Raw genomic sequence first — 26625 nt, 5'->3', positions numbered from 1 at the left:
ACAGTCAAAGCGGTGAAGCCATGGAAATTGAAGCCAAGGCGTATCAATCTACAAAGGGATCAGAGACGGTCGCTGACGTTGATGTCTCATTGCGAAGCGCACCTCCGCCGGGAGAGCCCGTCATCCAGATCGACCGGATCATGGTCGCGGTTGATGGCGTGCACCGTTACGTCGTTTCCCGCCTCGCACGGATCGGGCGAGCCTGCGACGCGGACGACGTCATGCAGGATATCCGGGTCGCCGTTTGGGACGGGGTTGCGCGGGGACGCTACCGGGAGCTGCCCGGCATCCCGTTTGAAGCGTGGGTCCAAGGTGTCTGCAATAAGATCTGCGCTGCCCATATCCGGCGCGAGCTTAGCCATCAAACGTTGCCCTTGCTTGTGGACTTCACGACGACGGAGAGCTCGCCGGAGCTTCTTGCTGTCGTCCACGCTGGGGCGGCAGGAAACGACGTCGAGAACTATGTCGATCAGGCCTGGGCACAAGCCATGCTGGGCCTGGTCCAGCGCAGCGTAAGCGAGGAAACTTGGAGGCTTGCCGTAAGCAGCCTCACAGGGCCGAGGCATTACGGACCTCCGTCTCCTAAGGATCGGCGTCGGTGGCATGCCGTAACCGTCGTTCGGCAGACAGCCAAAACAATCAACACGGCGTTGAACTGCCACCCCGAACCTGGATTAGGCGTCGACGAACTGTGCCGGTGCGCTGCCAACTGCCTTCCCACAAATGTCCTGCGGAGCGTCGCGGAGACTATTGTCCGCCCGGGACTGCGAGGACTGGATAGGTCCGTCCAGATGGCTGCTCTAGCCGGTGAGCTCGGCGTCACCGAGAGGTACATCGCGGTCAATATCGGATTTGCCCGGCAGTTGTACCAGGCAGCCTGGCGCGTGCTTCAGCACGAAGTGCATAGATCGGCTCTTTAGGTCGTGGGTGTCTGACATTGGTTTGTACGATGAATTGGTTCCGTAGAGCTGGCCGTCGGGAGTGGGTGGCAGCCGGGTTGGTGGTTCTGGTCATTATTGGCGTGATCTTCCTGGTTTGGCCTGCCGATAGCCCCAGCGGACGGGTGCCGCCGATGGCGGCCGCGACCCCTCCGGCAACGGCGAAGGCATCAGGTACTGCCACTGCACCGGGCAGTACGTCCGGGGTTCCTGACGAGCCAATCGTTACGGCGGAGGCAACGCCGGATGTTCTGCCGCATACCCGCGATTACCGGGCGCTCGCTGTAGCGGCAGCAAAGGGAATCTACACCTGGGACAGCCGTTCGTCGTCGTACTCGGATGTATATGCCAAGGTGCGGTCGTGGTGGGAGTTGCTGCCTGACGGATCGAATCCCTTATTAGTGCTGGTTCGAGAGTTTGAAGGGACAGGCGTGACGGCGGGGACGTTCACCACCCTGACAGACCAGTCCGCTCGCCGAAGCGGCACCGTTGAGTCCCTGCGCTGCGATCTCGAGTTGGCCAAAGTTCAGGAGTATCCGGCCCCGTGGGAGGGCTTTCACGTGTGCACGGTGACGGTGCAAGTTGTGGACGAGTCCAGCAACGGCAGAAGTGCCTATGCGGCACCCGTAACGGTGATGGTCAACTGTCCTCCTGCCGCCACCGCTCCATCTGGGCGCTGCGCCATGGTTGCCTTTTATGCGACCGCAGAGAGAATCGTCTACTAGTGGCTGGACTGGTGGTCGTCGCAGGCCTCATGCGGCGCCGGGCATTGGTGAAGGTCGTATCGGCGGCCGCTTCCCTCGCTCTGCTAGTTGGCGCCATGGCATTTGCCGGAGGCGTGGCGGCACTAACTGGTGTGGCGCGGCAATCTGCAGTTGCCTGTACACCAGCGGGAACCACGGTGGCCACTGCGTCTAGCGAGGCTGGTACCGGCTTGGAAGTCCGGAATGCTGGGAACCTGGTTCACGAGCTGACGCCTCGGCAGGAGAGCGTTGCCCGGACATACATCGCGGTCGGCAAGCAGCTTGGAATACCGCGCTTCGGGCAGATCATTGCCATCATGATGGCGCTGCAGGAGTCAACTCTACGCATGCTCGCGAACCCCAACGTGCCTGCTTCCCTACATTTCCCCAATGACGGCGTTGGACGTGACCACGACTCGATCGGCTCAGCGCAGCAGCGCCCGGCGGCAGGTTGGGGGACGGTTGAGCAGCTGATGGACGCCACTTACAACGCGCGTGCCTTCTTTGGCGGTCCGTCCGGACCGAATCGCGGCAGTCCTCGCGGACTGCTGGACGTTCCCGGTTGGCAGGGAATGGACAAAGGACTGGCGGCCCAAGCCGTCCAGGTGTCTGCGTTTCCTGAACTGTATGCACGTTGGGAGCCAGCCGCTACGGCAATCGTTGCTGCACTTGCGGGTGGCACTGCTCCCGCCTCTTGTGCAGATTCGTCGCCAGCGCCGCGGCCCACAGGATCTCCACACAACTTGAGTCAGTTACGGCGGGACATTCTGAAGTTCACGCTGGATGGCCTGGGCGGGCGATACGTGTGGGGAGGCACTGCCTTCAAAGCCTGGGATTGCTCCGGCTTTGTACGGTGGATTTATCGGCAAGCCGGGATCGACTTGCCGCGAGTGGAACAGTGGCGCGTAGGTGTCCGAACTGAGGATCCTCAACCAGGAGATCTGGTCGTCCAAAATCCGCAGGGACCCGACAACTGGGGCCACGTTGGTATCTACGCAGGCGACGGCATGATGTGGAGTGCGCTGAACCCGGCTGTGGGGACGCTGTTGCATCCCGTGAGCTGGAATCCGGGCGCGGCCTACTTCGACCTTTTGCGGCGCTGAGGGTGCACATCGGGTTTGATGGTCAAACGCTGCGCCCAGCCAGAGGCGTGTTCAGCGAATAAAACGATCCCGGTTAGAACCCGCCTCGCTACGGTCAGCGGGAGAATGTTTGAGAGATGGGTGTCGCGGCTTTGTGTGGAAGCGACCCGCCGTCCGCTCCCAGCGCGGTGACCCTGATCGGGTCCCGGCGAGCAAGCCCTCAGCGGCTTTGACCACGTCCGGCGTGGGATTCCTGGCCCGGCGGACCCGGTTGCCCGCGATCGGTCAGGCACCCCGGGCGGGAACCTTAGCGAGTTCTCGGGCAGTGAAGAGACAAATCAGCCGCCAAGCCAGGGCATTCTTGTGGACTCGAACGTGAGTTGGCGCGAGCGGGGAACAGCCGGCGGAGTGTGGCCGCGACAAGACTCGGGAAATTTGCCAGCGGGTTCCTGATAAGTGCGCTTATCGGGCCATGGGGAAGCACTGCTGTCGCGTGACGCGGTGAGGGAAAACAACCGCATCATGGTCCCCGATAAGATCAGGAGGAGGTAGTGCGCTCAAGCGCTGCCATGGCTCGTTGGGGGAAGAGGAACCGTGGCCGAGGAACGTCTGAGCCAGCCGGAGGCACCGCGGCAGCAGATCAAGCTGCGCAGCCTCGCTCCTGAATTCGAGAACGGCCAGCACGGGATCTACGTGCGGCACCTTGAAGAGGCGGTCCTCGACGAGAGGAACCGCAACATCGCCCTAACCGGCCGCTACGGAGCCGGCAAGTCCAGTGTGCTGGATGACTTTCAGAAGAAGCACGACAAAGACACTGTCCGCATCAGTATCAACACCCTTGGCCCGGATAAAGATGACGAGGACCTGACCAACCGGATCCAGAAGGAACTGGTCAAGCAGCTCGTCTACCGGCTGACACCAGGGAAGATCCGTCGATCCCGGTTCGCCCGGCCCAAACCCGTGACCAAGGGCCGTGCGTTCCTTCATGCCCTCTTTATCAGCGTGGTGGGCCTGGGGTTTCTGTGGGTGCTGGGGGTGCGTTCCGGACCCGGCTGGCCGGAGGCCGCAGCTGACTTGCCCGGGTACCTCGTGCGGGCTGGAATGCTTTTCAGTCTTGTTCTGGCGTCCCTGTGGGCGGCCCGGTGGATCATCGGCGACCGGATCGTTTCGGAGGTCACGACCGCCGGCACGAAAATTGCCCTGGGCGAAGGCCCGACCACCTACTTCGACAGCTTTCTCGACGAGATCGTTGCCTTTTTGACACCGTCAGGCCGAAGTTCGTGATCTTCGAAGATCTGGACCGCTTCGAGGATCCGCAGATCTTCGACTCGCTTCGGGAACTGAACACCCTCATCAACGCTTCGGCGAACTGGCAGGCCAGTGACGAGCCTCTGCGGTTCATCTACGCCATCAAGGACAGCCTGTTCGAGCAGCTCGGAAAGGAACCGGAATCCAAGGACGGCGAGGCTAAAGCCAGTGACGGCCAGGACAGCCCAACGGCCAGCGCGAAGCCCCGGCTCGACATTGCTGCAGAGGCCGTCCGGCGGGCGAACCGGACCAAGTTTTTCGAAATCGTCGTTCCCATGGTGCCGTTCATCTCGCACCGCAACGCCCGTGACCTCCTCGCCGGGGAGCTGGTGAAACTTGGTCTTGCCGAGAACGTCGTGTCACGTCCTCTCCTGGACCTGATCGCACGGCACACCACCGACATGCGCCTGATGAAGAACATCTGCAACGAGTTCGTGGTGTTCGCCGAGCACCTCCTGTGGACGAAGACCCCCGCGCCGGGCATGACGGCGGACCATCTCTTCGCACTCGTCGCGTACAAGAACTTCCACCTCGCCGACTTCGAGGCCATCTCCCAGCGCACCAGCACGCTGGATGAGCTCGAACGGCTCCACCGCGACGAGGTCAGGGCCCTGATCGAGGTCCTGCAGGAGCAGCGCCGCAAACGGATGAGGACCGAGGAACAGCGCGAGCATAAAGAGGAGACCGCTGCGAAGCTGGGAAATCGGCTCCGCGAGATCAAGGACTTCTTCCCTCCGTCAAACGGCTGGCCGTACATTTCAGTCAAGGTTGACGACCAGAATTACGCGTTCGACTTGGTCGACTCGGTGGGGTTCTGGGAGCACGTCGCCAAATCGAAGTCCTTCTCCATCGTCCAGAGGCACAACTCAACCGCCGTGACGCCCTCTGCGGAACAGATCAGCCGCATCTTCCCAGAGGTCATGAATTCCACGCAATGGTTGGATCCTGATCCCGTTGAGCTTGCCCGCCTGATCCAGCGGTACGACCAGGACATCGCGACGTTGCGAGGAGCCGACTTCGCTGGCCTGGCCCGCTACGAACGCGTACCGAAGGGGCGAATCGGGTTCGACCAGCGCATCACCGACGTGCTTGAGTCGGAGCTGGCGCGCGATCTCGTGCGGCGGGGTTTCATCACGCGCAACTACGCCGAATACTCCGCGATCTTCTACGGCAGCTTCGTCGGAGTCGATGTCGCCTTCTTCTACAACCACAGCGTGCAGCCGAACGAGATGTACCTCGACCACGAGTTCACCTCTGAAAATGCCATAAGTAATCTGCTCGAACAGGTTCCGGCCGATTTCACGAGCAGCGTGAGCGCGCTGAACCTCCAAGTCGCGTCATACTTGCTCAAAGAAAAGCCCGAAGAGGCGAAGCAACTTGTCACGTACGTCATCACGCATGACGGCAAGGACGTCCAGGCATTCATGGATGCCTTCCTCAACGCACCTAACGCCCTGCGCGATCTATTCGTCCAGCAGCTGACGGAACACCCGTGGCGCGACGTCTTCGAGTACCTCGCGAACCACCCCGGCATCCCGGATGAAGAGACGCGGCTGAACCTGTTCGACGCGGCGCTCCTGAACGCGCTGCATGCCGACGCCTACGAGATCGGCGAATCCTCCCGGGCGCTGCTCGAGTCTTCTTATCCACGGCTCACCGCCGTCCGCGAGAGTCAGGCCGCAGCACAGACTGAGCGGGTCTTCGAAATCCTCGAGGCGGTGGACCTGCTGGTCACGGACCTTGGCGATCTGAGCGCCCCGCTCCGGGACCGCATCGTGGCAGCGCGCAGGTACAAGATCAGCCCGCCAAACCTACAGCTGGCACTCGAGGTCGACGAAGCCCCGACGCTCGACGAGGTGCGCAAAAAGCCGAGCGTGTGGGAGTTCTGCATGACGCACATCGACGACTACATCGCCGCAATGGAGGCCGACGGGTCGGCCCAGCCGATCGTGCTCATGGAGTCCGTACTGGTCGATCTCATCAACGAGCAGCACGGCTCCTGGACGGAGGACCAGCTGCGCGAAGTCATCGAGCGGAGCTCCGATTCCGCCACAATCCAGGAGATCGAGGACGTCCCACAGCCGACCTGGCCCTTGATCGTGGATGCGGGCCTCATGGCTCCGACGGTCGCCAACGTGTCCGCTTACGCACTGGCTCATGGGGTCGACGAACGTCTGTCCGGCCTTCTCGTCCCGAACGAAGCCGATCCAATCGAACTGCGGTACGTCGAGGAGATTGCGGACCAGAACCGAGGCGTCCTCGCGGTCGGCGTACTGAATGCTTCGACGCATCTGACGGCGCAGGCCCGGGTCCAACTCGTCAAGCAGCTGAATCTCGAGTCCGCGATTGAGCTCGCTGAGGTGACTCCGAGCCCAGACCAGCTACTCGCCAGTGCGCTGGAGGCGAAGCTGTTGCCGGATACTTTCGACACCTTCGTTCATTTCGCGAAGTGCGGGTGGGAATCGGTCTCCGAGGCCTTCGCGGTGTCGGAGAATGCCTCGGAGTTCATGACGCCGGCGCTCTTGGCGGGTTTCGTCGGCGAGTTCGTGGAGAGCCCATGGATTCCCGACGAGCTGCGTCGGATGGTGGTCGAGCGCCTTGGCGACTATGTGCCTGGCGACGACAAGAAAGCTCTACGCGCCGCCGGACAGTTCGCGATCGCCAACCAGATCTGGCTGCCCTTCGGGGAGATCCGCCGTATCGCTCGTGTTACACAGGACCCGGACGTGGTCCTGCGTCAGCTGACCTACGCTAAAGACACCGACCCGGCCGATCTCTCGGGCATCCTCGTGTCGCTCGGCCAGCCCTACGACGAGCTGTCGGCAGGTCCCGGGATAGAGTTCGACCTCCCCGGAGGATCGTCGAACGAAACTCTGTTCAAGCGCCTCGAAGCCGCCGGGAGGATTGAGATCGTCCCAAAGCTCATCCGCGGAAGGAAGGTCCGGAACCTTGTATGAGATCCGGGCGGAGAAGCGGGAGCATGGCTATGGGTGACCCGTTGAATCTCGCAGAATCTTCTCAGCGTGAGTCCATCCGCGGCGAAGTATCCCGCATCCACGAAAGCGCGGTCTATTCAGCACAAGGACAGTTCGAGGCCGCCAAGGCTTGGCGAACCATCCATTGGAGCCTTGGCGGTCTCACCGCTGCCCTCAGCACGCTCGCAGCGGTATTGACGTTCGCCACCGACTCACAAGTGGCCTCTGGCATCCTCGCTGTACTTGCAGCGGTGGCTGCCGCTGTACTCACTACCAGCCACCCGGACAAGCTTGCCGAGCTTGCCGTTGCTCGGGGCAACGACTACACCACGCTGCGTAACGACGCTCGGAGGCTGCTCCACATCCAGGTTCCCAGCGACCCAATCGCCACACTTCGTGAAGCACTAGACGGGCTCGCCGCACGTGCATCCGATCTCGACCACATCTCGGATCCGATTCCCCGATTTGCCTATAAGAAGGCTAAACGAAACGTCGAGCGGGATGGCGGCCAGCAGTTTAGGGCCGATGCCGCATGAGCGCAACAGCAGCCTCGACGTTGGATTTGCTAATCCGCGCAATGACCCCCGATGAGGCGGCGCGTACTTTGGCGGCACGTCACCGCGGAGAAATCGAGGACTGGCTAACGTTCGATTTGGGCATCATCCGCATGCGGGAGACCGGCTCGTGGCACCACGGCACCGCCCTCGACCGGTTCAGCGACGTAGACTACTTCGTCACAATGCCGGGGATCCGACCGAACTTCTCTTCAACAACGCTCGAGGTGCTGCGGGCGTCGCTGGCGCGTGGTATCCAGGGTGCGTCTGTATCCATAGACCGGCCAGCAGTACGCCTGCGCTACTTCGATGACGGCCCTGACGTGGAAATCACGCCTGCCTACTTCCAGAACACAGACGACTACGACATCCCCGACCCCAGCGGCATCGGCTGGATCCGCAGCAATCCGGCTGTGCATCTGGAGTACGTGAATCGAGCACAACAGGAGACTGATGGCCGGGCCAAAGGCCTCATCCGCCTTATGAAGACCTGGCGGGCCTGGAACAACGTCCCGCTGTCGTCGTTCTACCTGGAGATGCGCACGGCCCAATATGCGCTCGGTAACAAGCCGATCATCTACGACTGGGATCTCCGCAACCTCTTCAAGTCGCTTTCAAGCAACGGCCTCCGAGAGATGAATGACCCCACCAACTACGGACGACGCATAGCTACAGGCACCAGTAGCGTTACAGAGTCGATCCTTGCGAAGTTTGCCGTGGACGAGGCGGCGAGACTCGCCGCCCTCGCGCGAGGAGCAGCCGAGGTCGGCGACCATCCGTCAGCCGTCGGACACCTCGTCCGGCTCTTCAACGTTCAGTCATGACGGAGGTGTGAAGACATGGTTGTGCAACAAGCCCAGTGGTCGTATGCGACTTTGAAAGAGGTCGGAGCAGTGCTCGCGGACACTGAGAATGGACGGCTGACGCCGAGCTTTTCGGCGAGAGTGTCGGAGGTGATGAGCGAGTCGAGCAACGGTGTGCTGACGACGGATGCGGGGGTAGACATGACGGTCCTCTCCGGATATTTTCATCCGGAGCCCTGCCCCGCCGTGGTCGCAAAGCCGTTCCGTCGGCGAGCTGCGGCCGGTTGCCGCGTGCTCCTTCTCGGAGTGAGCGTCTGGGTGGCTGTCATGTCGGGCCGCTCGCCCCTGCGCCTTGTGTCTTGGCCCCGCGGCCGATCTTCACGCTTGCACCAGTTTATCGGACGGTTGCGGCCCGTTGCTGCGGATTGGTGTCATTCCGCTCAACGAGAATGTCCCGTAGCGCTCCCGACCGACGCGAATATCGCAGCGTTACACGACTGACTCTTTCCAAGGCTCGTGGTGCGAATTCGGACCCCAGAGACTTACCACCCAAGCATGGCCGAATTGACGGAATACGAGCGGTGAGGGGACAGGAACGCAAACCTTCGAGCTGACCGGGAAGGCCGATGGAGTGCGGCGTCCCGTCGCTGAGGCGAGCAGCGTGGTCTTCATGTTCGCGCCTTCACGAGGCCTCCAACGGTTGTCGTCATCGTGTCGGAGCCCCTCGATAAGGTCTCTCATAAGAGAAGATGAAGTGACCGTCCACGCGCAGCGAGCGTCTTTGAGATCCGGAGAAGTACCCCATGTCTGTCCTTTCCAACTTCGTCTGGAGTGTCGCCGACACGCTGCGCGGACCGTATTCCGAGGCCGAATACGGCTCCGTTATCCTGCCGTTCACTGTGCTGCGCCGCCTTGAATGCGTGATGGCTCCTCACCGGGAAGCGATGGCCGAGATCGTGGCGCACCATCAGGGGGAGCAGCAGCGGCGGACCCACCTCAAGCTCAAGACGCGCACCGCAGACAGCGCAGGCCTGTCGTTCTGGACGACGAGTGACTACACCCTGAAAAAGGCGCTCCAGGACCCGGACAACCTCGCGGCGAACCTCATCGACTACGTTGGCGGGTTCTCCGCCAACCTCGACGTGTTCAAGTCCTTCGACTTGGAGAACGTGATCCGCACGCTCGATGCGCGCGACCGGCTCGCCCAGGTTGTGCGCCACTTCGAGAAGATCGACCTGTCGCCCGATGCAGTGACGAACGCTGACATGGGAGACCTGTTCGAGAACCTCATCTACCGGTTCGCTGAGTCCGCCAACGACGGCGCAGGCCAGTTCTACACGCCGCGTGATGTTGTCCGTCTCCTTGTCGACCTCGTCTACGCCGAGGACACCGACGCCCTGCGCGGCCGCGGCACTGTGAGATCCATCTACGACCCCACGGTCGGCACCGGTGGCATGCTTACTGTCGCCGACCAGCACCTGCGCGATTTCAACCCCGATGCCTCGACCGCTCTGTTCGGGCAGGAGATCAATCCGAGGACCTATGCCATCTGCAAGGCTGACCTCCTTATCACGGGGCAGGACCCTTCGAATGTCCGGCAGGGCGACACACTCGTCGTCGATCGGTTTGAGGGCCGCCGCTTCGACTATGTGCTCTCTAACCCGCCATTCGGGACCGACTGGAAGGCTGTCGAAAAGAAGGTAAAGGAAGAACACGCCCGCGGTGGCCAGGGCCGGTTCGCGCCCGGCCTGCCAGCCGTCGGCGATGCCGCCATGCTGTTTCTGCTGCACGTCGCGTCAAAGATGCGTGACGTCGACGAGACAGGGCGAGGCGGCAAGGCCGGCATCGTCCTCAACGGCTCGCCGCTGTTCAATGGTGGTGCCGGCTCCGGCCCGTCGGATATCCGCGGCCACGTGCTTGAGAACGATCTGGTCGAGGCGATCGTCGCGCTCCCTAATGACATGTTCTACAACACCGGCATTGCAACTTATCTGTGGATTCTGTCAAACGCAAAGCCCACAGAGCGCAAGGGTACGGTGCAGCTCATTGATGCCACCGGTCTGGGGTCGAAGATGCGCAAGTCGATAGGCTCTAAACGGGTCGAGATCGAGGACAAGCAGCGCACAGCAATCGTTCGCGCCTTCACCGGTGACGAAGCTGCAGACGACGAGATCCGTGTTCCCGTCAAGGTTTTCGCCAACCGCGACTTCGCCTACTGGACGGTCACCGTCGAACGTCCCCTTCAGCTGCGGTTCGAGTGCACACCCGAACGAATCAGTGGTGTGGCCGAGGACAAGAGGCTCGGTCAGATCGACGGGCTTGTCGACACCCTCAAGGCATTCGGCGCGGAGGCATATCTGAACCGTGAGAAGTTCAATCACGCGCTCGGCAAGCACCTCAAAGACCACGGTGTGCGGCTGACGCCCGCGAAGACCAAGTCGCTGTGGCAAGCCATCGGCGTCCACGACGAGACTGCCGACTTCTGCCGTTTGTCCTCGGGAAAAAACAAGGGCGACATCGAGCCTGACCCCTCGCTGCGGGATACCGAGAACGTCCCGTTCGGGTGGGGCGGGTACCCCAAGACTCACGAGGCGCTAACAGAGACGGTACAGGCGTACTTTGAAGCCGAGGTGAAGCCGCACGTTGCCAGCGCATGGATCGATTGGGAGAAGACCAAGACGGGCTATGAGATCCCCTTCACCCGCCACTTCTACACCTACGAACCGCCTCGACCGCTCGAGGAGATCGACGCCGACCTCGAACGAGTCGTCGGCGAGATCATGGAGCTGCTGAGGCAGGTGGAAGCATGAGTACCACGGTATCCCCATCTCGCGCGATTAAACATGTCGGGAACCGGTGGCTGGGGGAGGTTCCCGAAGATTGGTCTATCACCAGGCTGCGCTTCGTCTGCGATGTTGCGACTGGCTCAGGCGACACTCAGGATGCCGAGCCACACGGTGAATATGACTTCTACGTCCGATCACCGAAGCCGCTCCGTAGCACAGGGTTTACTTTCAACACCGAGGCCGTGCTTACCGCTGGTGATGGTGCGGTGGGAGAAGTCTTCCACCACGTTCGCGGCAAGTTCCACGCGCATCAGCGCGTTTATGTGCTTACGAACTTTCGTGAGGTTCTTCCTCGGTACTTCTTCTATTACTTCTCCTCCTTCTTCAGGTTGATGGCGCAGGATGGTTCCGCCCGGACCACAGTCGATTCTGTGCGCCGATGGATGTTGACAGACATGCCATTCGTCCTCCCGCCAGTCGATGAGCAGCGAGCCATCGCTGAATACCTAGACCACGAGACGGCCCAGATCGATGCGCTCGTAGCCAAGCAGGAGGAGTTCGTTGGCTTATTGCGTGAGCGGCGCTCACGTGCGCGGGAAGTACTCGCAGACCGAGTTGCAGTCGGGGCGCGATTGCGCTGGATGCTTCGCGAGATAGACCACCGCGCCGGATCACGTGCTGCCGACCTGTCTCTGTTTTCAGTCTCGATCGATTGGGGCGTCCGCCGACGAACTGAAACAACGGACAAGCTTTCACGAGCTGAGGACCTTAGCCATTACAAGGTCTGCCTCGAGGGCGACATCGTTGTGAACCGGATGCGTGCGTTCCAAGGCGCGCTCGGGGTCGCGCCCTCTGATGGCATGGTCAGTCCTGATTACGCAGTCCTCCGGGCCGCGCCGGAGGCTGACCCTTCTTGGCTCGCCGAGTTGATGAGAACCAAGGCCTTCATCGGCGAGATCACCCTACGGCTGCGGGGCATCGGGGGAACGGATAGCGGCAACGTGCGGACGCCGCGAATCAACACTGCCGACTTGCTCGACATCCGCGCGGATGTTCCCGATGCGACAACTCAGGGCATGGAGTTGACGAATCTTGTGGCTGAGACCACTCGTATCGATGCCCTCCTTGCGAAAACCAAGGAACATATCGCACTGGCCAAGGAGCGCCGCTCCGCGCTGATCTCGGCAGCGGTCACAGGGCAGATCGACGTGCGCACAGCACGAAAGGTGGCGTGAAGATGATGGCGGCACCGGACGGGACGCGGGAGGAAGCGTTCGAGACCGAGATCGCAGAGTACCTGGCGGCGCATGGATGGGACTACAGCGAGAACGACGAGGGATACGACGTCCAGCGGGCGATCTGGTCCGAGGACGTTCATTGGTGGCTGAGCGAGACGCAGCCGGACGAGTACGCCAAGGTGGTGCGTGTGGGCACGGCAGCCGAGTCAGCGGACCGCGAGGCGTTGCTTTCATCTCTCGTGTCTCGTTTGGACACCCCGATGAGCTCCGGCGGAGGCACCCTGAACGTGCTGCGGCGGAAGTTCTCCCACACCCGGGGTGCAACGGCCCATCTGCGGATGTGTCAGTTCAAACCGGCGACGACGCTGAACCGGGACGTCACCAAGCACTACGGCAAGGTGCGGCTGCGGGTGGTCCGGCAGGTTCACTTCTCGCCAAAGCGCGGGGACAGCCGGTCGATCGACCTGGTGTTCTTCGTCAACGGCCTGCCCGTGACCACGCTGGAACTGAAGTCGTTCTTCAAGCAGGAATGGCGCACGGCGGTGACGCAGTACCGCAAGGACCGGGACCCGGCCGGGCAGCCTCTTCTTGGCTTCGGCAGCAGAGCGCTGGTGCACTTCGCTGTCGATGATGACCAGGTCCACATGACGACGAAGCTGGCCGGGGAGAAGACATATTTCCTGCCGTTCAACCGGGGGCACGAGGACACCGGCGCGGCCGGCAACCCGTCGAACGCCGACGGCCCGGCGACCTCGTACCTGTGGGAGCAAGTCCTGCAGCGCGACAACTGGCTGGCGATCCTCGGCTCGCAAATGTTCCTCAAGACCGAGGCTGATGAGGACCCGGTCACCGGTCGCATCAAACGCTCGACGACCCTGATGTTCCCGCGCTACCACCAATGGCGCGCGGTGACGAAGCTCGTCGGCGCGATCACCGAAGAGGGCCCGGGGCGTCGTTACCTGATCGAGCACTCTGCGGGTTCGGGGAAGACAAATACGATTGCGTGGACCGCGCACCGGTTGGCCCGGCTCCACGACCAGGCGAACGAGAAGATTTTCGACAAGGTCCTGATCGTCTCGGACCGTCGGGTCCTTGATGCTCAGCTGCAGGAGGCGGTGGAGCAGGTCGACGACACGGTCGGGACCGTGGCGGTGATCGACTCCTCAGCAGTGCGGCGCTCCGGCGGTTCGAAGTCCCGGGCACTTCTGGATGCACTGACCGGGTCCGCGTTGATCATCGTGGTCACGATCCAGACCTTCCCCTATCTCAAGGGGCTGCTGGAGACGACCCTCGGTGACCGGAACTTCGCGGTTATCGTCGACGAGGCGCACACCTCGCAGTCGGGCAAGACGGCGGCGGATCTGAAGAAGGTTCTCACCCAAGGCGGTCAGCTCACCGACGAAGACGAGCTGGACAGCCAGGACATCGTCAACCAGATGGTCGAATCCGACGTGGCTCGTGAGCAGCAGATCGCTCAGGAGACCGCGGCGCGCGCCGGCGCTCGGAATGTCTCATTGCTGGCGTTCACGGCGACGCCCAAGGCGAAGACGAAGGAACTCTTCGGGCGGAGCAATGACGAGGGTAAGCCGGTCTCGTTCGACGTATACCCAATGCGCCAGGCTATCGAAGAGGGCTTCATCCTCGACGTGCTCCGCGGGTACCAGACGTACAGGACGGCGTTCGAGATCGAGCAGCACGGCGAGGACGGCATCGTCACCAGCATCACTGAAAACGAAGGCGGAGACGAGGACCGGCTCGTGGACCCTCAAGCGGCGACGCGCAAGATCATGCGGTTCGCAAAGCTGCACCCGACCAACGTCGGCCAGAAGGTCGAGATCATCGTCGAGCATTTCCGGGCCAATGTCGCCCATCTCCTCGACGGGCACGCAAAGGCCATGGTCGTCACCGACTCGCGGCAGGCGGCCGTGCGGTACAAGTTGGAGGTCGATAAGTACCTGGCGCAGAAGGGGTACGGCTACCAGTCGATTGTCGCGTTCAGCGACAAGATCAGCGACGACGAGTACGGGCTGGTCGACGTTACAGAGGCCTCCCTGAACCCCGGCCTTGGTTCGGATCTGGCGAAGGAGTTCCGCCGTCCGGAGTACCGGCTGATGCTGGTGGCGGACAAATTCCAGACCGGCTTTGACCAGCCGCTGCTGTGCGCGATGTACGTCGACAAGCGACTCCCGGATGTGCACGCGGTTCAGACGCTGTCACGGCTGAACCGCATATACCGTGCACCCTCGGGAGAGCTAAAGAACCGCACATATGTGCTCGACTTCGTCAACGACCCGAACGACATCCGCGAGGCGTTCCTCGCCTATTATCTCGAGGCCCACGTTGAAACGGAGACTGATCCGAACCTCGTGCACCGGCTCGCAACTAAGCTCTCGCAGGCGCGGATCTACACCCCGGCGAATGTGGAGCGTTACGCGAAGGCATGGTGGACCCCGACCCAGTCTCACGCAGCCCTCGTGGCCGCCGTAACGCCCGCGCGCGACGAGTTCGTGAGCCGGTGGGTGGAAGCGGGCGAGCAGCACGACAGCCAGGCACTCGACGAACTGCGGGCATTCCGCAAGGACTGCGGCTCGTACGTGCGGCTGTACGACTTTATGTCGCAGGTCGTCGACTATGGCACCAGTGACCTTGAGAAGCTCGCCGAGTTCCTGCGCCAGCTGACGCGACTCCTGCCCTCGGATGAGACCGGGGTGGATGTCGACGTATCGGGGCTTGAGCTGCGGCGCGTCCGGCAGATCGACCAGGGGAAAGCCGAGATCGGCCTGTCCGGAGACCAGGACACGCCGGGCCTGCGTGGCATCACCGGTGTGGGGTCCGGCGTTTCCCACCAGGACCCGCAGCATGAGTTGCTGTCGCAGGTGGTGGCCCGGATCAACGCACTGTTCGGTGCCGAGTTCGCCGACCCGCAGATCGAGGGCTTCATCGTCGCCGCCGCCGGTATGGCCGAAGAGGACCTCCGGATCGCCGAGCAGATCGACCACAACGCCCTTGACCAGTTCATGTCTTCCCCGGAACTGCGTGAGACGCTCACAGATGCGGCCGTTTTGAATGAGGGCGCGTTCGGGAAGCTTACGGAGGCATTGATCGGCGAGAACGATCGCGCGGACGAGTTCATTAGGCTCATCGGCGAGTACCTCTACCGGTCGCGTCGGCTTCGGATGGCTGACGAGGCAGAGGGCGACGAAGACGGTTCTTCTCCCGCGGAGCGTCCGTGATGAGCGTCAATACATGAGACCAAAAAGACTGCATCCCGCGATCGAGCATCTCCTCGCCAACACGGAGGAAGGTCCGATTCCCGGTCGCGGTGGCTCGCGTTTCGCCGAAGAGCACACGACCAGTCCCTCGCTCGCACGAATCCTTGCTGTGAGCTGTCTCAGTCGTCTCGACCCAGGTCCTGCGGTCGTGAACATCTGGGATCCTGCGGCTGGCACGGCTTTCGCCGGGTCGCTCCTCGTCGAAGCACTCCGCTCTGCAGGCGTGCAGGCCCGCTATCGCGGCCAGGACATCTCTGAATCTGCGGTCGATGAGGGTCGGAACCGCTTTGCTTCTGTGCCCGATGCCGAGATCGCGCTCGGCGATACGCTCGCCGTCGATGTCTTCGAGGACTTTGCTGCCGACCTGGTGATCGTCGACGCGCCATGGGTTCTGGATTGGAGGCACTCCAGCCGGGCAGTCGAATCCCGGCGGAGGGGTGGTGCATTCACTTTCGGGCTGCCCCAACACAAAGACGGCACGTGGCTGTTCATCTCGCTCGCGCTGGAAAAACTTCGCGCGCCTTCGGAGGGCGGTGGGCGTGTTGCGGCGCTGGTCCACCCCGGTGCACTCAGTGCCAAGGGTGCCACCGCCGAAGTCCGGCGACGTGTGCTTGAAGCAGGTTTGCTGGAATCAGTGACCCGGCTTCCGGAGGGTCTTGCGCCGAACACGTCGATTCCTCTCTACCTGCTGACTTTCAGCAACAGGGAGGGTGAGGCGGGTCGCGGCAAGGCGCTGGTCGCCGACTTCCAGACGCAGTACTCCACCGAGCATCGTCGCCGGAGGATCCTCGAGACTGCGCTCCGCGAACTCGCGTCAGGCCTCAGGACCGGCAAGCAGGGTCCGCGGAACCGAAGCGTCACCCTGCAGAAGTTCATTCGACGGGAAGGGAGCGTCTCACGAACCACACGCAGTGGACAGACCCTGTCATGGCGCGTCACGACGTTTGCCGACACCGTAATTGACCAAGGAGAGCTCGACTCCCGATACGGGCAGGGATCAGGAGTCGCCCTTACTGAAGCGCCCAAAGAATTTATCGACCTGGATCCCGGGCACCTCCTGCGTGACGACTCGCGGAGCGTTCCGAAAGACATCCGCTCGAGAGGATGGCGGGCACTACGGCTTACCGGGCTCCTCGAGGCTGAGCCTGAGCTGGCAGATCCATCACAGGACGCGGATGCGGGACGGATCTTCGTGCCGACCACGCGAAGCGGCCGGGCGTCCGCCGGCGTTCCGGACATGGACGCCAGCGGCCGGATCCTCACCTGCGGCGTTGACCGGGCCCGCCTGGATCCGAGATTCCTTGCAGCGTGGCTCAATTCGGAGCAGGGGGTCGCAAGCCGATGGAGTGCCATCGAAGCAAGCAGTACCGGGCAAAGCTTCAAGATGCTCCGTTCGGACGCGAATTCGCTGATGAACTGGGCTGACGAGCTCGTTGTTCCGGTCCCGGCCTTGGATGTGCAGCTGTCCTTGGCTGAAGCAGATGACCGTTTGGCCTCGTTCCAGGATGAGCTGAGCAGTCAAAGAGAACGTATCTGGGCGTCACTTGAAGACGCCGAGGCCGCGGTGGAAAAGTTCGCTAAGGTGTTCGACGACTCACTTGTCAGCTGGCTCGAAGAGCTGCCATTCCCGGTGGCATCAGCCCTGTGGACCGCCGAGACCACCTCGTCGCGCGGGGACAAGCTGCAGGCATACCTCCACGCTTGGGAAGCGTTGGTGGCGTTTCACGCGACGGTTCTACTCTCCGCGTGCCGAAGCGACCCGGGCCGCAGCGCCGAGGTGGAAAGCGCGATTCGTCGTACACTCCTCAAACACGGCATCGGAATCGAGCGTGCCTCGCTGGGTACCTGGATGGTCATTGTCGAGAACACGTCAAAGACCCTCCGGACCGCGCTGCTCAGCGATGACCCGGATGAGACAGCACGCGTGCGCGCGGTCTTCAGCGACCTTCGTGAGCCTGCCATCGAGCGCTTGCTCTCGAAGGAGATCACCAGGAAGTTCAACGACGTAGTTCAGAAACGGAACCGCTGGCAAGGACACGGAGGGCACGTGTCGGATGACGAGCGACAAATAAGAATCGACTCGCTTGTATCCGATCTCCGCGATATCCGCCGGATCCTGGGGAATGTGTGGGCGCAGTTGCCTTTGGTCCGAGCCGGAGCCGCGCGGCGCGTGAAAGATGGCTACGTCCAATCCGCGGAGGTCGCCGTCGGCACCCGCTCGCCCTTTGTGTCCAAGGAGTTCCACGTCGGCGACGCCATGCTAGACGGCGAGCTCTACCTTGTGCGGGACGGCTCCCTGTCGCCACTTCGAGTCGGGCATTTTGTCCAGCTTCGGGCGGCTCCGAAGAATGCACACTACACCAGCTACTTCTACAACCGCACCGAAGGGTCCAATGTTCGAATGGTCACCTACCAGTACGGGCCGGAGAGCGAAGTCGGAGATGATGCGGCGAGGTTCCGCGAAGAGTTCGGGGCCTTGGTGCTCGAATGACCCTGACTCTTGACGCGATCCTCCGGAGCGCTGGCATCGCCCCTGCTGATGCCCAAGTGATCCGCCACGCCTTCGTGCGTGAACACGAGGACACCGGTCTGCCAGGCATCCATGCTGACTCCACCGACACCGAAATCCTGCGATACACCTCGCAGCAGTCAATGAAACCAAGAATCTTCCCCGCCAATCCGCCCAGGATCTGGATCGTGTGCATCCGTGAAGGCGGCGGCCGTGCCCGGTTATGGTCGGCCCTGGAGAATCGGGGTGAGGTCTCGAACGACGGCGCTCTCCGCACGTTCGACCTTGTGGTCTCGGACCATCTGGCCGATCTGAGGAACCGCCTTGTGATCGGTTGGAAGTCTCCACGTACCTGGCGGCTCAACGGCCCCACGGCCGCGGGATACCCGGTCATGGAGATTGCGGACGCTCAGCCAGTGCCATTTCCCGGGTTCGACCGGCTGTTCCTGAGTCACGAGCGACTCCAGGCTGTAATGCGCGAGCACCGGTACGCCGCTTGGCGCACCGCCCTCTCTTCCGTGGTGGGGGTTTACCTGATCACCGACACCAGCGACGGCCGACAGTACGTTGGCAAGGCCGACGGTGCGGAGACCATACGACAACGGTGGAACGCGTATGCGACAAATGGACACGGGGGCAACGTCGAATTGCGAGGCCTGGATCCGACGGCGTTCCGCTACTCGACCCTCAGGGTGTTCGATCCTGCCACTCCGAGGCTGGTGATCGACGAGGCCGAGAACCACTTCAAGCACGCACTCGACACCCGGAAGAACGGCCTGAACCGGAACTGATTGTTCACATACGCCGAAGGCTCCGGCTATGCCGGAGCCTTCGTTCGTTCGCAACCCCAGGGAAAGGGGGCGTGCCGCCAATAGACCAGCGCCGTATGCCCACAAGGATTCCATTGCATACTGCCAGAACTTGCGCCCTGACCACTGTGACCGCCAAGCGGTCACCTTGTTGTAGAACTTCTTCAACATGTTTGCACTCATGATGGACCTCCCATCCTCTTTGCCGTCGTTACTTAGATCAGTGGTCCTTGACCAGTCACTCAGTAGGCGAACGACGCCGAGAAGCAGCAGTACCACCACAACCTCTTGGAGGCCCCAGGTTTGAACTGGGTCCGCCCCCAGATTTTAGGCTGCGAACGACTCCTTACTACCGCCCGGATCCGGCGACGCGTACGACATCGCTGCCTTCAAGGTCGTCTACCCCGGAAGTCCCAAAGACGGCGACTCTCGATTGGGGTGCGATGAGTCCTGATCGGGCAGCTCCGGGAGACCTTGCCGCATCATCCGCCCCCAGACAAAGACAATTCTTTGGGTTCGGGTCCTGGTCCCTGAATCGCAGTTACTTCCCGCATACTTCACACTGCAGACAGGCGTTGCTACAACAAGCGATCACCCGCCTGCTAACAAGGAAGGCCTGAAGGAGCTGCGCAACTCAATGTCTTGTCCGGGCACGCAGTGCCGGGCTCCAACAACAGATAAACTCCCTTGAGAAGGCAATAAAAGGGGGAAAGTGGACGTCACGACGCGACTTCGCGAAAGCGAGTTAGCATCCATCCGTATCCAAGTCGACAACGATTTGCGGGATAATGTCCTGAAGAGCTTGGATGAACGTGGCGGCGCACAGGATTTGGTGCGGCAGCAGTACACCGGACGATATCCATTCGAGTTACTGCAAAATGCTAACGACGCCGCTCGTGACACTGGAGCCCGTGGCCGCGCGCACTTCCGTCTGACGGAAACAGCATTGATCGTGGCCGATAATGGTTCCGGCTTCGGAGATCCACAGGTCGAAGCCATTTGCTCATTGGGGAGGTCTTCCAAAGATCCTTCCGAATCAGTCGGCCACAAGGGACTTGGATTCAAATCAGTCGGGGAAATCACTGACCATCCGCAGATCGTCTCGGATTTGGCTTCGTTCCAGTTCAATGGCGCGCGCGTTCGTGCGGAAGTCAATCAGCTTCTCGGACTGTTGCCGCAGCGTCAGAAGCTGCCGGTTTACGCTTTTCCGTTCCCGGTGGAAAGGACGGACCTTGGACCCGATGCTGCCGCGATCGAGATGCTTCGTGCGAGTGGCTTCACCACGGTCATCCGGCTTCCATTCCGGGACGGCGTCGAGCGTTCGACTGTTGAAGCCGATCTCATTGAGAACCTCGCGTCCCGACTCCTGCTTTTCCTGCCGCATGTTGATCATCTGGAGCTGCAAGGAACACACGGCGACTTCACTTCCGAGATCTTCCGCGACGCGGATGGTGGCGTCGAGCACGTCCTGCTCGAAACCAATGACAGGAATGAAGAGTGGTTCATCTATCGAGGGTCCGTAGTGCCTGACTCTGCGGTCTTCGAACATCTCGGAGAAATGTGGAAGGAGATGGACGAGGTACGTTTCGCGGTCGCTGTACCTGTAGATGAAAAGGGACAGCCTCTTGTAGACGCGACATTCCCACTTCACGTCTATTTCCCGACTGACGAAGAACCGGGGCTTCACGTGGCCATCCATGCCGAGTGGATGTTGAGTATGGACCGCCGCCAGATCGCGACGACGCCCGAAGCCGCGCAGTTCAACCGCATGTTGGTCAACGCGGTGGCAGACCATCTCAAGTCCACCGTCGCTCCTGACCTGGTGCGCCGAACTCGAGCTAGTTCAGCCGCCATCGAGGCTCTCGTCCCGGCGATCGACCAGCCGGTCGGCGGGGGCGGAACGGCCGTTCGGAACCAGTGGAGGGAGGCGCTGCTGGATTCTCCCTTCCTTCCTACAGCAGACGGTTCGGTGCGTCGTCCCGCAGATATTTCTCTCCTGCCGCGAAGCCTGCCGGATGCCGTGACGGCTCATGAGCTGGCAAACCTTGACCCCGCCCGCACCCTGCGGCCGGACGTCGAAAGACTCACTCCGATCAAGAACTTTCTCGCTGGCGTGCCCGAGACCGACGAGATGGGTATTGGTGAGTTCATCGCGCTACTGGCAGCGCCGTCACGCGAAACCGTCGAGCACTACTACCAATTCCTGGTGGACTGGCGCGAAACAGCTGGCACCAGAATCATCAACGAACTCAGGAAGGCTCCGGTCGTCCTGGGTACGGCGGGGCAGCTTCTCACGCCGAGCGACGACACGATCTTCTTCCCCCGGGAGCGCGGTGACATCACCATTCCCGACGACCTGCCCGTACCCATTGCGCATGTACCAGAGGTCGAGGACGCGCGAAACCTTCTCCGCGACCTGGGGGTCAGGTCCTTTGAATGGCGCGAACTCATCCGTGAGTACCTCATCAAGATTCTGAGCAATCCCGAAGCCGAACAGCTTGCAAGGGCTGGTGCTATGGCCGGTCTGCGCGCCTACCATCAAGTTCGACTGCAGGGGAGCGAAAATTTCGAGCCGCTCCTGGGGGGAGTGCTCCTTCCTGCCCGAACGGCAGACGGCTCCGTCAAGCGGCTTCGACCATCAGCCGAAGTCTACTTCAGTTCACCGTGGACCGGATCCGATGATTTGGAAGTCATTTACGGTCCATTTGGGGACGCCGAATTCCTCGACATCACGCCTCCGCGGGATTCCGAAAGTCGCCAGGATGACTTTGACTTCTACCGCATGCTAGGCGTGGTTGAGTATCCCCGCCTTTCTGAAGCTGAAACGAACACCTTCACCAACAACAGCGTCAGGCACCCTCACCGCGGTCCGCTGTTCCAGGAGTGGTTGAAGCTTCCCGAGGTCAAGGCGGCTGCGATGTGCCCGCACGGACACACCCAGTCCCAGCAGCTGCGAGAGTCATACCGCCTGGACCGCCACGCGGAACTCACAGCGTGCGAGGATCCTGTCCGCCTTATGGCGCTCTGGAACCAACTGGCCCGGCGATGGGGTTCCGTTTATGAGGACGGCATTCAAGCGCTCTTCTATTGCGTCCACGGCAGCCATTCCGGGGATCGTGGACGCCGGGCACCGTCTTTGTTTGATTACACGCTGCGGTCGCAGGCCTGGGTGCCTGTCGACCGGGGCAACGTGCCGGAACTCGTCCGGCCGTCAGAGGCATGGATCGAAGCTGCGCAAATTCCGCGCCGAATCCAACAACGTGTTCCGCGAATCAGCGGGGCAATGTATCAGACCCGTGGAGGCGCAGGCCTGGCCGCCGCCCTGCGCCTGACAGACGCCGGCCGTCCACGCGTCGCCGATCTCCTCATGCTGCTGGAAGGAATCGCCGAAGAGGCGGATGCAGCAGGGGGAACGAACCGTGAGATTGACCAGGCAGCACGCTGGGTGCAGCGCACCCTGCATGATGTACTTCGAGATGAGCCCGAGGCGCACCCTGCACCAGAAACTGTCCGGCTTCTGGCCAGCCAAGACGGAGTCAGGCAGTTCGTGACACAACCGGCCTATGCCGACGATCCACTCCTTCGAGATACATTCGAAAAACAGCTTCCTTTGCTTTCTGCTGAGGCTGGTCTAACAAAACTGGCCCGGTATCTCGCACTGAACAAGCTCGACGACAAGGTAGTTACCTCCGCGGTCCCGTTCGAGGAGGATCACGGAGTGATCGCCGAAAAGGTCCGGCGGCGAATAGACGAAATTAAACCGTACCTGCTGGCATTAGTTCGCGCAGAGAACTCCAGTGGTGAGAACCGCGTCCGGCCAGCGCTGCGAAGGCTGGAACTCGTCGTATGCGAACGGCTGGTCCTAACCTACGAATTTGATGGTGCGACAGCGTCCCGTGAGGATGCAGTCTGTTACATCGCGAGCCGCACGGAGAAACGAGGCCGCAAGCCCTTCAACGTGGGCACGGCCTATCTGGAACTCGACCCGGCAACGGGTGAGCCGCATTGGTTCCCGCTCGGACGACAACTGGCCCAGTACTTGAGCGTGCCGACTCTGTCGGATGCATTCACGATGTTGCTGACAGCCTCGGGCGATGACCGCAAACGAATGATGGACGACCGCCAGATTCAGCCACAGGACATCACCGAGGCCAGGCGCCTGCTCAGGCTCAGGCAAGAGGACGAGGAAGAAATCATCAATATCCTCGATTCGCTTCTGCCCGATCTCAACGATGACGATAGTTCTCCTGACGTGGCGGCACTAAGAACACATCAATCGGGGGTCGTCGCGGAGCATATCCCGGAGACTAGCAATCATTCGAGGGATGCGGCCCACCAGGATTCGGCAGGGGAGGAGCGAGAGGTGCCGAGCAATCCCCCACCGAAGGTTTCCCCTCCAGCAGTCGACTTCTCAGCCGTCAGGATAGTTGACGGCGTACCGGGCGAACATCCTTACACCGGGAGCGCCAATTCCAACGGTTACGGGGAAAGCGGTAGAAACGGCCACAGCACAGCGCCGAGCATTCACACGGACGAAGAGAACCGCCGCATCGGCAAGCGAGGTGAAGAAGTTGTTTACCATGCCGAGCGCGAGCGGTTGAACAAGCTGGGCAAGAACCCGGACTTGGTCCGGTGGGTGTCAAAGGTGGATGAACTGTCGCCATATGACATCGTCAGCATGGATGAAGGTGGCCAGCCGATCTACCTCGAAGTCAAGTCGACGAAGGGGGCCGATCCTACCGACACGTTCTACATCTCACAGCGCGAGCTGATTGAAGCCACAGTGCGGCGGAGCCGGTACTACATATACCGGGTCACCGAGGTTGACTCGGCAGTTCCAACCATCACCAGGTGGTCGGATCCACTCGGACTGATCAAGGATGGCAAGGGACACCTGCTGCTCGCAAAGGCGCAGATGGCGCTGTCACTCGCCGACGGTGCCGGGGGAGACTAAGGAAGGCGGTGCATAGCCCGGTTGACTGGTTGCCGACATGGAATTGGCCTTTGAAATCGCCATTGACTGTCTGAGGGTCCGTCCTGGGGAGGAACCCGATTCGAGTGAAGTGGTTCAACTGATGGCGAAGCAGGGCACTTTCCCGTCACCCCGACAAAGAGCTTCTCAAGATACTCTTCGAGACTGTCCGCCGGTCTCTTGTTGGAGACTAGACCGGAATACGCGGCGGACGCCAAATTAGCCATGCCATCCGTTCCATCTGGCAGACTGGACGACAATGACGCAGTCGAATCAGACAGGTCCTTCATGCGCAGGCGGGATCGCCCAGGATGAATCCGTGGCCGCACCGGTCTCCTTCCTGAACCGAGTGCCGGGCCGCGCCCGTCCCGGATGAAGCCGCTGAAAAAGTTTGAGGAGAACACTGAGCTTCCCCGTCGCCGGTATGAGCCAGTCCTCTGGCCGGTCTTCGTGCCCCAAGCCAAGGACATGTACCGCTGGCGAGTCCGGCTGGAGTGCGGTTGCGTGCACGAGCTCTACACGCGCGGGGAGGACAATTAACCGGATGCCCGGCGCTGGCTCGACCCGGTGGCTAAGCGCCTACTGCCCGCGGGTGAGTTCTGGTGCCCGGACGACCACGGGGAAGTGCAGAGGGTGTGCCGCGACGTCGTCGAGTGGATCGAGTCCCGTGTCGAGGAAATCCCGCCGGACCCGGAGGAGTGTCCCTACACTGGGATCGACGCCGAAACCTGGCCAAAATGAGGAGGCCCGCGCCGCACTCGAGCGCGTTCTGGCGCGTCCGGCTCGCCTGCGGGCACGTGCACGAGCCGGTCGTGGCTGGGGTGGGCTGGAAGCCCAAGGACGGGCCGAAGCTAGCCACCGAGGCCCGCGCCGCCTTGATACGCAGCTCTACGACGACACGGGCGGCGCGACCAGCACGTCGGATTCATTGGGCCGCACCACCTCGTCCTGAATCAGTCGAAGAACTGAGAGCAGCCCTGCCGAGAACGGGGAGCCTGCGGCGGCAAAGAAAATCAGCCCGCGCCTGACGGCAACGGACTGATCATGATGGTCCGAGTCTACGTCACCTCAGGATCCTGCCGGCGTGCGGCGGTGTCAATGGCCAGTTGTTTCTGCGGCCGGAGGATTCGAATCGTAGCGCCCCCTGGCTGTTCAAGGCGCTGTACAGGGTCTGCCGGCTGACGCCGAGTTCCCGAGCCACGGCGGCCTTGCGGACGACCGTTTGCGTGGTCAGTTCATCCGATTACTTGCGAATTGTGCCAGCAGAGTCGATATGAATGAGCCGATTCGCTCGCGCTCTTGTTCTGCACCTTCTTCCCTGGGGAAATCGAGGATTAGGCTGATATGCGCTGTCTGCATGGACATATACAGACCGAGAACGTTGCCTTTAAGAATCGTGCTGGAGCGGACGCCCTTCGGAATGACCAGTACAAGCCCTTCCGGGACAGATAGATGGATGTCAGTGATATCGCGGAAGCTAACTAGGAACGGCTCTTGCTCGGTGCTGACACCGGTCTGACCCTCTGGGAAATAACCCAAGAGATGACCAGCGACCACCAAGAGGCCAGGGAAGAAGTCCTCGTCCAGGTAGAGCTTGGCAGGCGCTTGCACGGCATCGGACATGTCATGCACGCCGCTGGCGGCAAAGTGCTGAACCACACCCTCCTCGACCGCCGCTTGGGCCGGACGGGCCAGCATCTCCCGGGCTGGGCCAGCGAGGTCAACCACCTCGGGTTCCTCATCGCCGTCGTTTCCTTCGCCGTGGTGCGCATCGAGATAGTCGTGATCGTCGCCATCCCCATCGTCGTCCGCATAGTCGATTCCTGGTGCTGCAGCGAAGGTCTGCTGAGGGGCAGGCAACAGGGGTTCCGCGGCGCTCTGAGTTGGAAGATTTGCTGCCGGTCCCGGTCGCGTACCAGGGATGTGCGATGCCGTCGGGCGTGGGGAAATGCCGGGGCCAAACTCCGGGAGCACAAAGTTGTAAACCAGGGTGTCGATGACAAGCCCTTGGGGAGTTCCGGTATCCAGTTTTGTGATGCCTGCTCCCAGCCGATACCGGTCCTCCACCACCTCACCAACATTGCTGTGGTGCCACCCGTCCGCAACGTAGACCCATGCATCAATGGTCCAGTACCCGTTCCTGATATAAAGATCGACCACATTGTCGCGGCATATGATCCGGATAACTCGGCGTTCCGGTGGATCCGGGCGGGGATCGTCCCGCATATTTGTTGTGTACCCGCGCCGATTCAGCTCGCCCTCCAAGTGAGTGAAAGCGCGCTTCCGCAGCAGGTTCCCAAGTCCCATGAGAGGCCTTTCATATAGCTGGACAGGCGGTTGCTGCAAGACTACTTCGGGATCTCTTGAAACTAAGCGCTTGGGACTGCTGAAGGTTTGGTTGACTCCTGATCTGTGAGGATTAACCTCGCGGGTGGAAGGATGTTCATCATGCCCAAGGCCTTTCCCGAAGAGTTCCGCCGTGACGTGGTCGCGGTTGCCCGCAAGGGCGAAGTACCCCTGACCACGATCGCCAAGGACTTCGGCGTTTCGCCGGCTGCGCTGCACCGTTGGCTGAAGAAAGCTGACGAGGAAGATGACCCAAAAACCAGGGCCGCGAAGGAAGAATCCGCCGAGCT

Annotated in this window: 14 protein-coding genes and 1 pseudogene; 13 read left to right on the top strand and 2 right to left on the bottom strand. The window is 61.6% G+C overall.

Annotation, left to right across the window (positions count from 1 at the left end):
* Positions 1–20 precede the first annotated feature (20 nt).
* From ACS5PJ_RS13770 to ACS5PJ_RS13715, 12 genes and pseudogenes are all read left to right on the top strand, one after another.
* On the top strand, positions 21–920 hold the full coding sequence (locus ACS5PJ_RS13770) for an RNA polymerase sigma factor (protein ID WP_439435444.1): 900 nt from the start codon (positions 21–23) through the stop codon (positions 918–920).
* 65 nt (positions 921–985) lie between these two features.
* Positions 986–1663 carry a hypothetical protein gene (locus tag ACS5PJ_RS13765; protein WP_439435443.1) on the top strand — a complete coding sequence of 226 codons (678 nt, stop codon included), beginning with the start codon at positions 986–988 and terminating at the stop codon, positions 1661–1663.
* Between the two features lie 95 nt (positions 1664–1758).
* A complete protein-coding gene (locus tag ACS5PJ_RS13760) occupies positions 1759–2784 on the top strand; it encodes a C40 family peptidase (RefSeq protein WP_439435442.1) in 1026 nt (341 codons plus the stop codon).
* Positions 2785–3357: 573 nt separating this feature from the next.
* Positions 3358–7028 (top strand): annotated as a pseudogene (locus tag ACS5PJ_RS13755) (YobI family P-loop NTPase).
* A gap of 23 nt (positions 7029–7051) precedes the next feature.
* Positions 7052–7582 carry an SLATT domain-containing protein gene (locus tag ACS5PJ_RS13750; RefSeq protein ID WP_436065088.1) on the top strand — a complete coding sequence of 177 codons (531 nt, stop codon included), beginning with the start codon at positions 7052–7054 and terminating at the stop codon, positions 7580–7582.
* A complete protein-coding gene (locus tag ACS5PJ_RS13745; protein ID WP_439435441.1) occupies positions 7579–8424 on the top strand; it encodes an SMODS domain-containing nucleotidyltransferase in 846 nt (281 codons plus the stop codon). Before ACS5PJ_RS13750 ends, ACS5PJ_RS13745 begins: the two co-directional genes overlap by 4 nt.
* A gap of 782 nt (positions 8425–9206) precedes the next feature.
* Positions 9207–11213 (top strand): type I restriction-modification system subunit M, encoded by a 2007-nt coding sequence (locus ACS5PJ_RS13740; RefSeq protein WP_439435440.1) that lies wholly within the window; start codon positions 9207–9209, stop codon positions 11211–11213.
* The gene (locus ACS5PJ_RS13735; protein WP_439435439.1) at positions 11210–12424 is read left to right on the top strand and encodes a restriction endonuclease subunit S; all 1215 of its coding nucleotides are present in this window, start codon (positions 11210–11212) and stop codon (positions 12422–12424) included. The genes ACS5PJ_RS13740 and ACS5PJ_RS13735 overlap by 4 nt, the downstream gene beginning before the upstream one ends.
* A 2-nt stretch (positions 12425–12426) precedes the next feature.
* Positions 12427–15660, top strand: a complete 3234-nt coding sequence (locus tag ACS5PJ_RS13730) for a type I restriction endonuclease subunit R (protein ID WP_439435644.1) — start codon at positions 12427–12429, stop codon at positions 15658–15660.
* Between the two features lie 187 nt (positions 15661–15847).
* The gene (locus ACS5PJ_RS13725) at positions 15848–18190 is read left to right on the top strand and encodes an N-6 DNA methylase (protein ID WP_439435438.1); all 2343 of its coding nucleotides are present in this window, start codon (positions 15848–15850) and stop codon (positions 18188–18190) included.
* On the top strand, positions 18187–18999 hold the full coding sequence (locus tag ACS5PJ_RS13720; protein WP_439435437.1) for a GIY-YIG nuclease family protein: 813 nt from the start codon (positions 18187–18189) through the stop codon (positions 18997–18999). Before ACS5PJ_RS13725 ends, ACS5PJ_RS13720 begins: the two co-directional genes overlap by 4 nt.
* 730 nt (positions 19000–19729) lie before the next feature.
* The gene (locus ACS5PJ_RS13715) at positions 19730–23971 is read left to right on the top strand and encodes a sacsin N-terminal ATP-binding-like domain-containing protein (protein ID WP_439435436.1); all 4242 of its coding nucleotides are present in this window, start codon (positions 19730–19732) and stop codon (positions 23969–23971) included.
* Positions 23972–25052: 1081 nt separating this feature from the next.
* Here the strand turns inward: ACS5PJ_RS13715 and ACS5PJ_RS13710 are convergent.
* Positions 25053–25190 (bottom strand): hypothetical protein, encoded by a 138-nt coding sequence (locus ACS5PJ_RS13710; RefSeq protein WP_439435435.1) that lies wholly within the window; start codon positions 25188–25190, stop codon positions 25053–25055.
* Positions 25191–25219: 29 nt separating this feature from the next.
* Positions 25220–26215, bottom strand: a complete 996-nt coding sequence (locus ACS5PJ_RS13705) for a hypothetical protein (protein ID WP_439435434.1) — start codon at positions 26213–26215, stop codon at positions 25220–25222.
* Positions 26216–26437: 222 nt separating this feature from the next.
* Here ACS5PJ_RS13705 and ACS5PJ_RS13700 point away from each other — a divergent pair.
* Positions 26438–26625: transposase (locus ACS5PJ_RS13700; RefSeq protein ID WP_439435433.1), on the top strand; the 188-nt coding region annotated here is incomplete at its 3' end.

The sequence above is a fragment of the Pseudarthrobacter cremeus genome, assembly GCF_051857465.1.
Lineage (GTDB): Bacteria > Actinomycetota > Actinomycetes > Actinomycetales > Micrococcaceae > Arthrobacter.
Note: the sequence above shows the minus strand (reverse complement) of the source record. Positions and strands in the feature narration are given on the sequence as shown.

Coding starts and splice junctions, on each gene's coding strand:
- ACS5PJ_RS13730 (WP_439435644.1), top strand. CDS start 12,427: ATGATGGCGGCACCGGACGGGACGCGGGAGGAAGCGTTCGAGACCGAG.
- ACS5PJ_RS13720 (WP_439435437.1), top strand. CDS start 18,187: ATGACCCTGACTCTTGACGCGATCCTCCGGAGCGCTGGCATCGCCCCT.
- ACS5PJ_RS13760 (WP_439435442.1), top strand. CDS start 1,759: ATGGCATTTGCCGGAGGCGTGGCGGCACTAACTGGTGTGGCGCGGCAA.
- ACS5PJ_RS13750 (WP_436065088.1), top strand. CDS start 7,052: ATGGCTATGGGTGACCCGTTGAATCTCGCAGAATCTTCTCAGCGTGAG.
- ACS5PJ_RS13705 (WP_439435434.1), bottom strand. CDS start 26,215: ATGCGGGACGATCCCCGCCCGGATCCACCGGAACGCCGAGTTATCCGG.
- ACS5PJ_RS13745 (WP_439435441.1), top strand. CDS start 7,579: ATGAGCGCAACAGCAGCCTCGACGTTGGATTTGCTAATCCGCGCAATG.
- ACS5PJ_RS13735 (WP_439435439.1), top strand. CDS start 11,210: ATGAGTACCACGGTATCCCCATCTCGCGCGATTAAACATGTCGGGAAC.
- ACS5PJ_RS13740 (WP_439435440.1), top strand. CDS start 9,207: ATGTCTGTCCTTTCCAACTTCGTCTGGAGTGTCGCCGACACGCTGCGC.
- ACS5PJ_RS13770 (WP_439435444.1), top strand. CDS start 21: ATGGAAATTGAAGCCAAGGCGTATCAATCTACAAAGGGATCAGAGACG.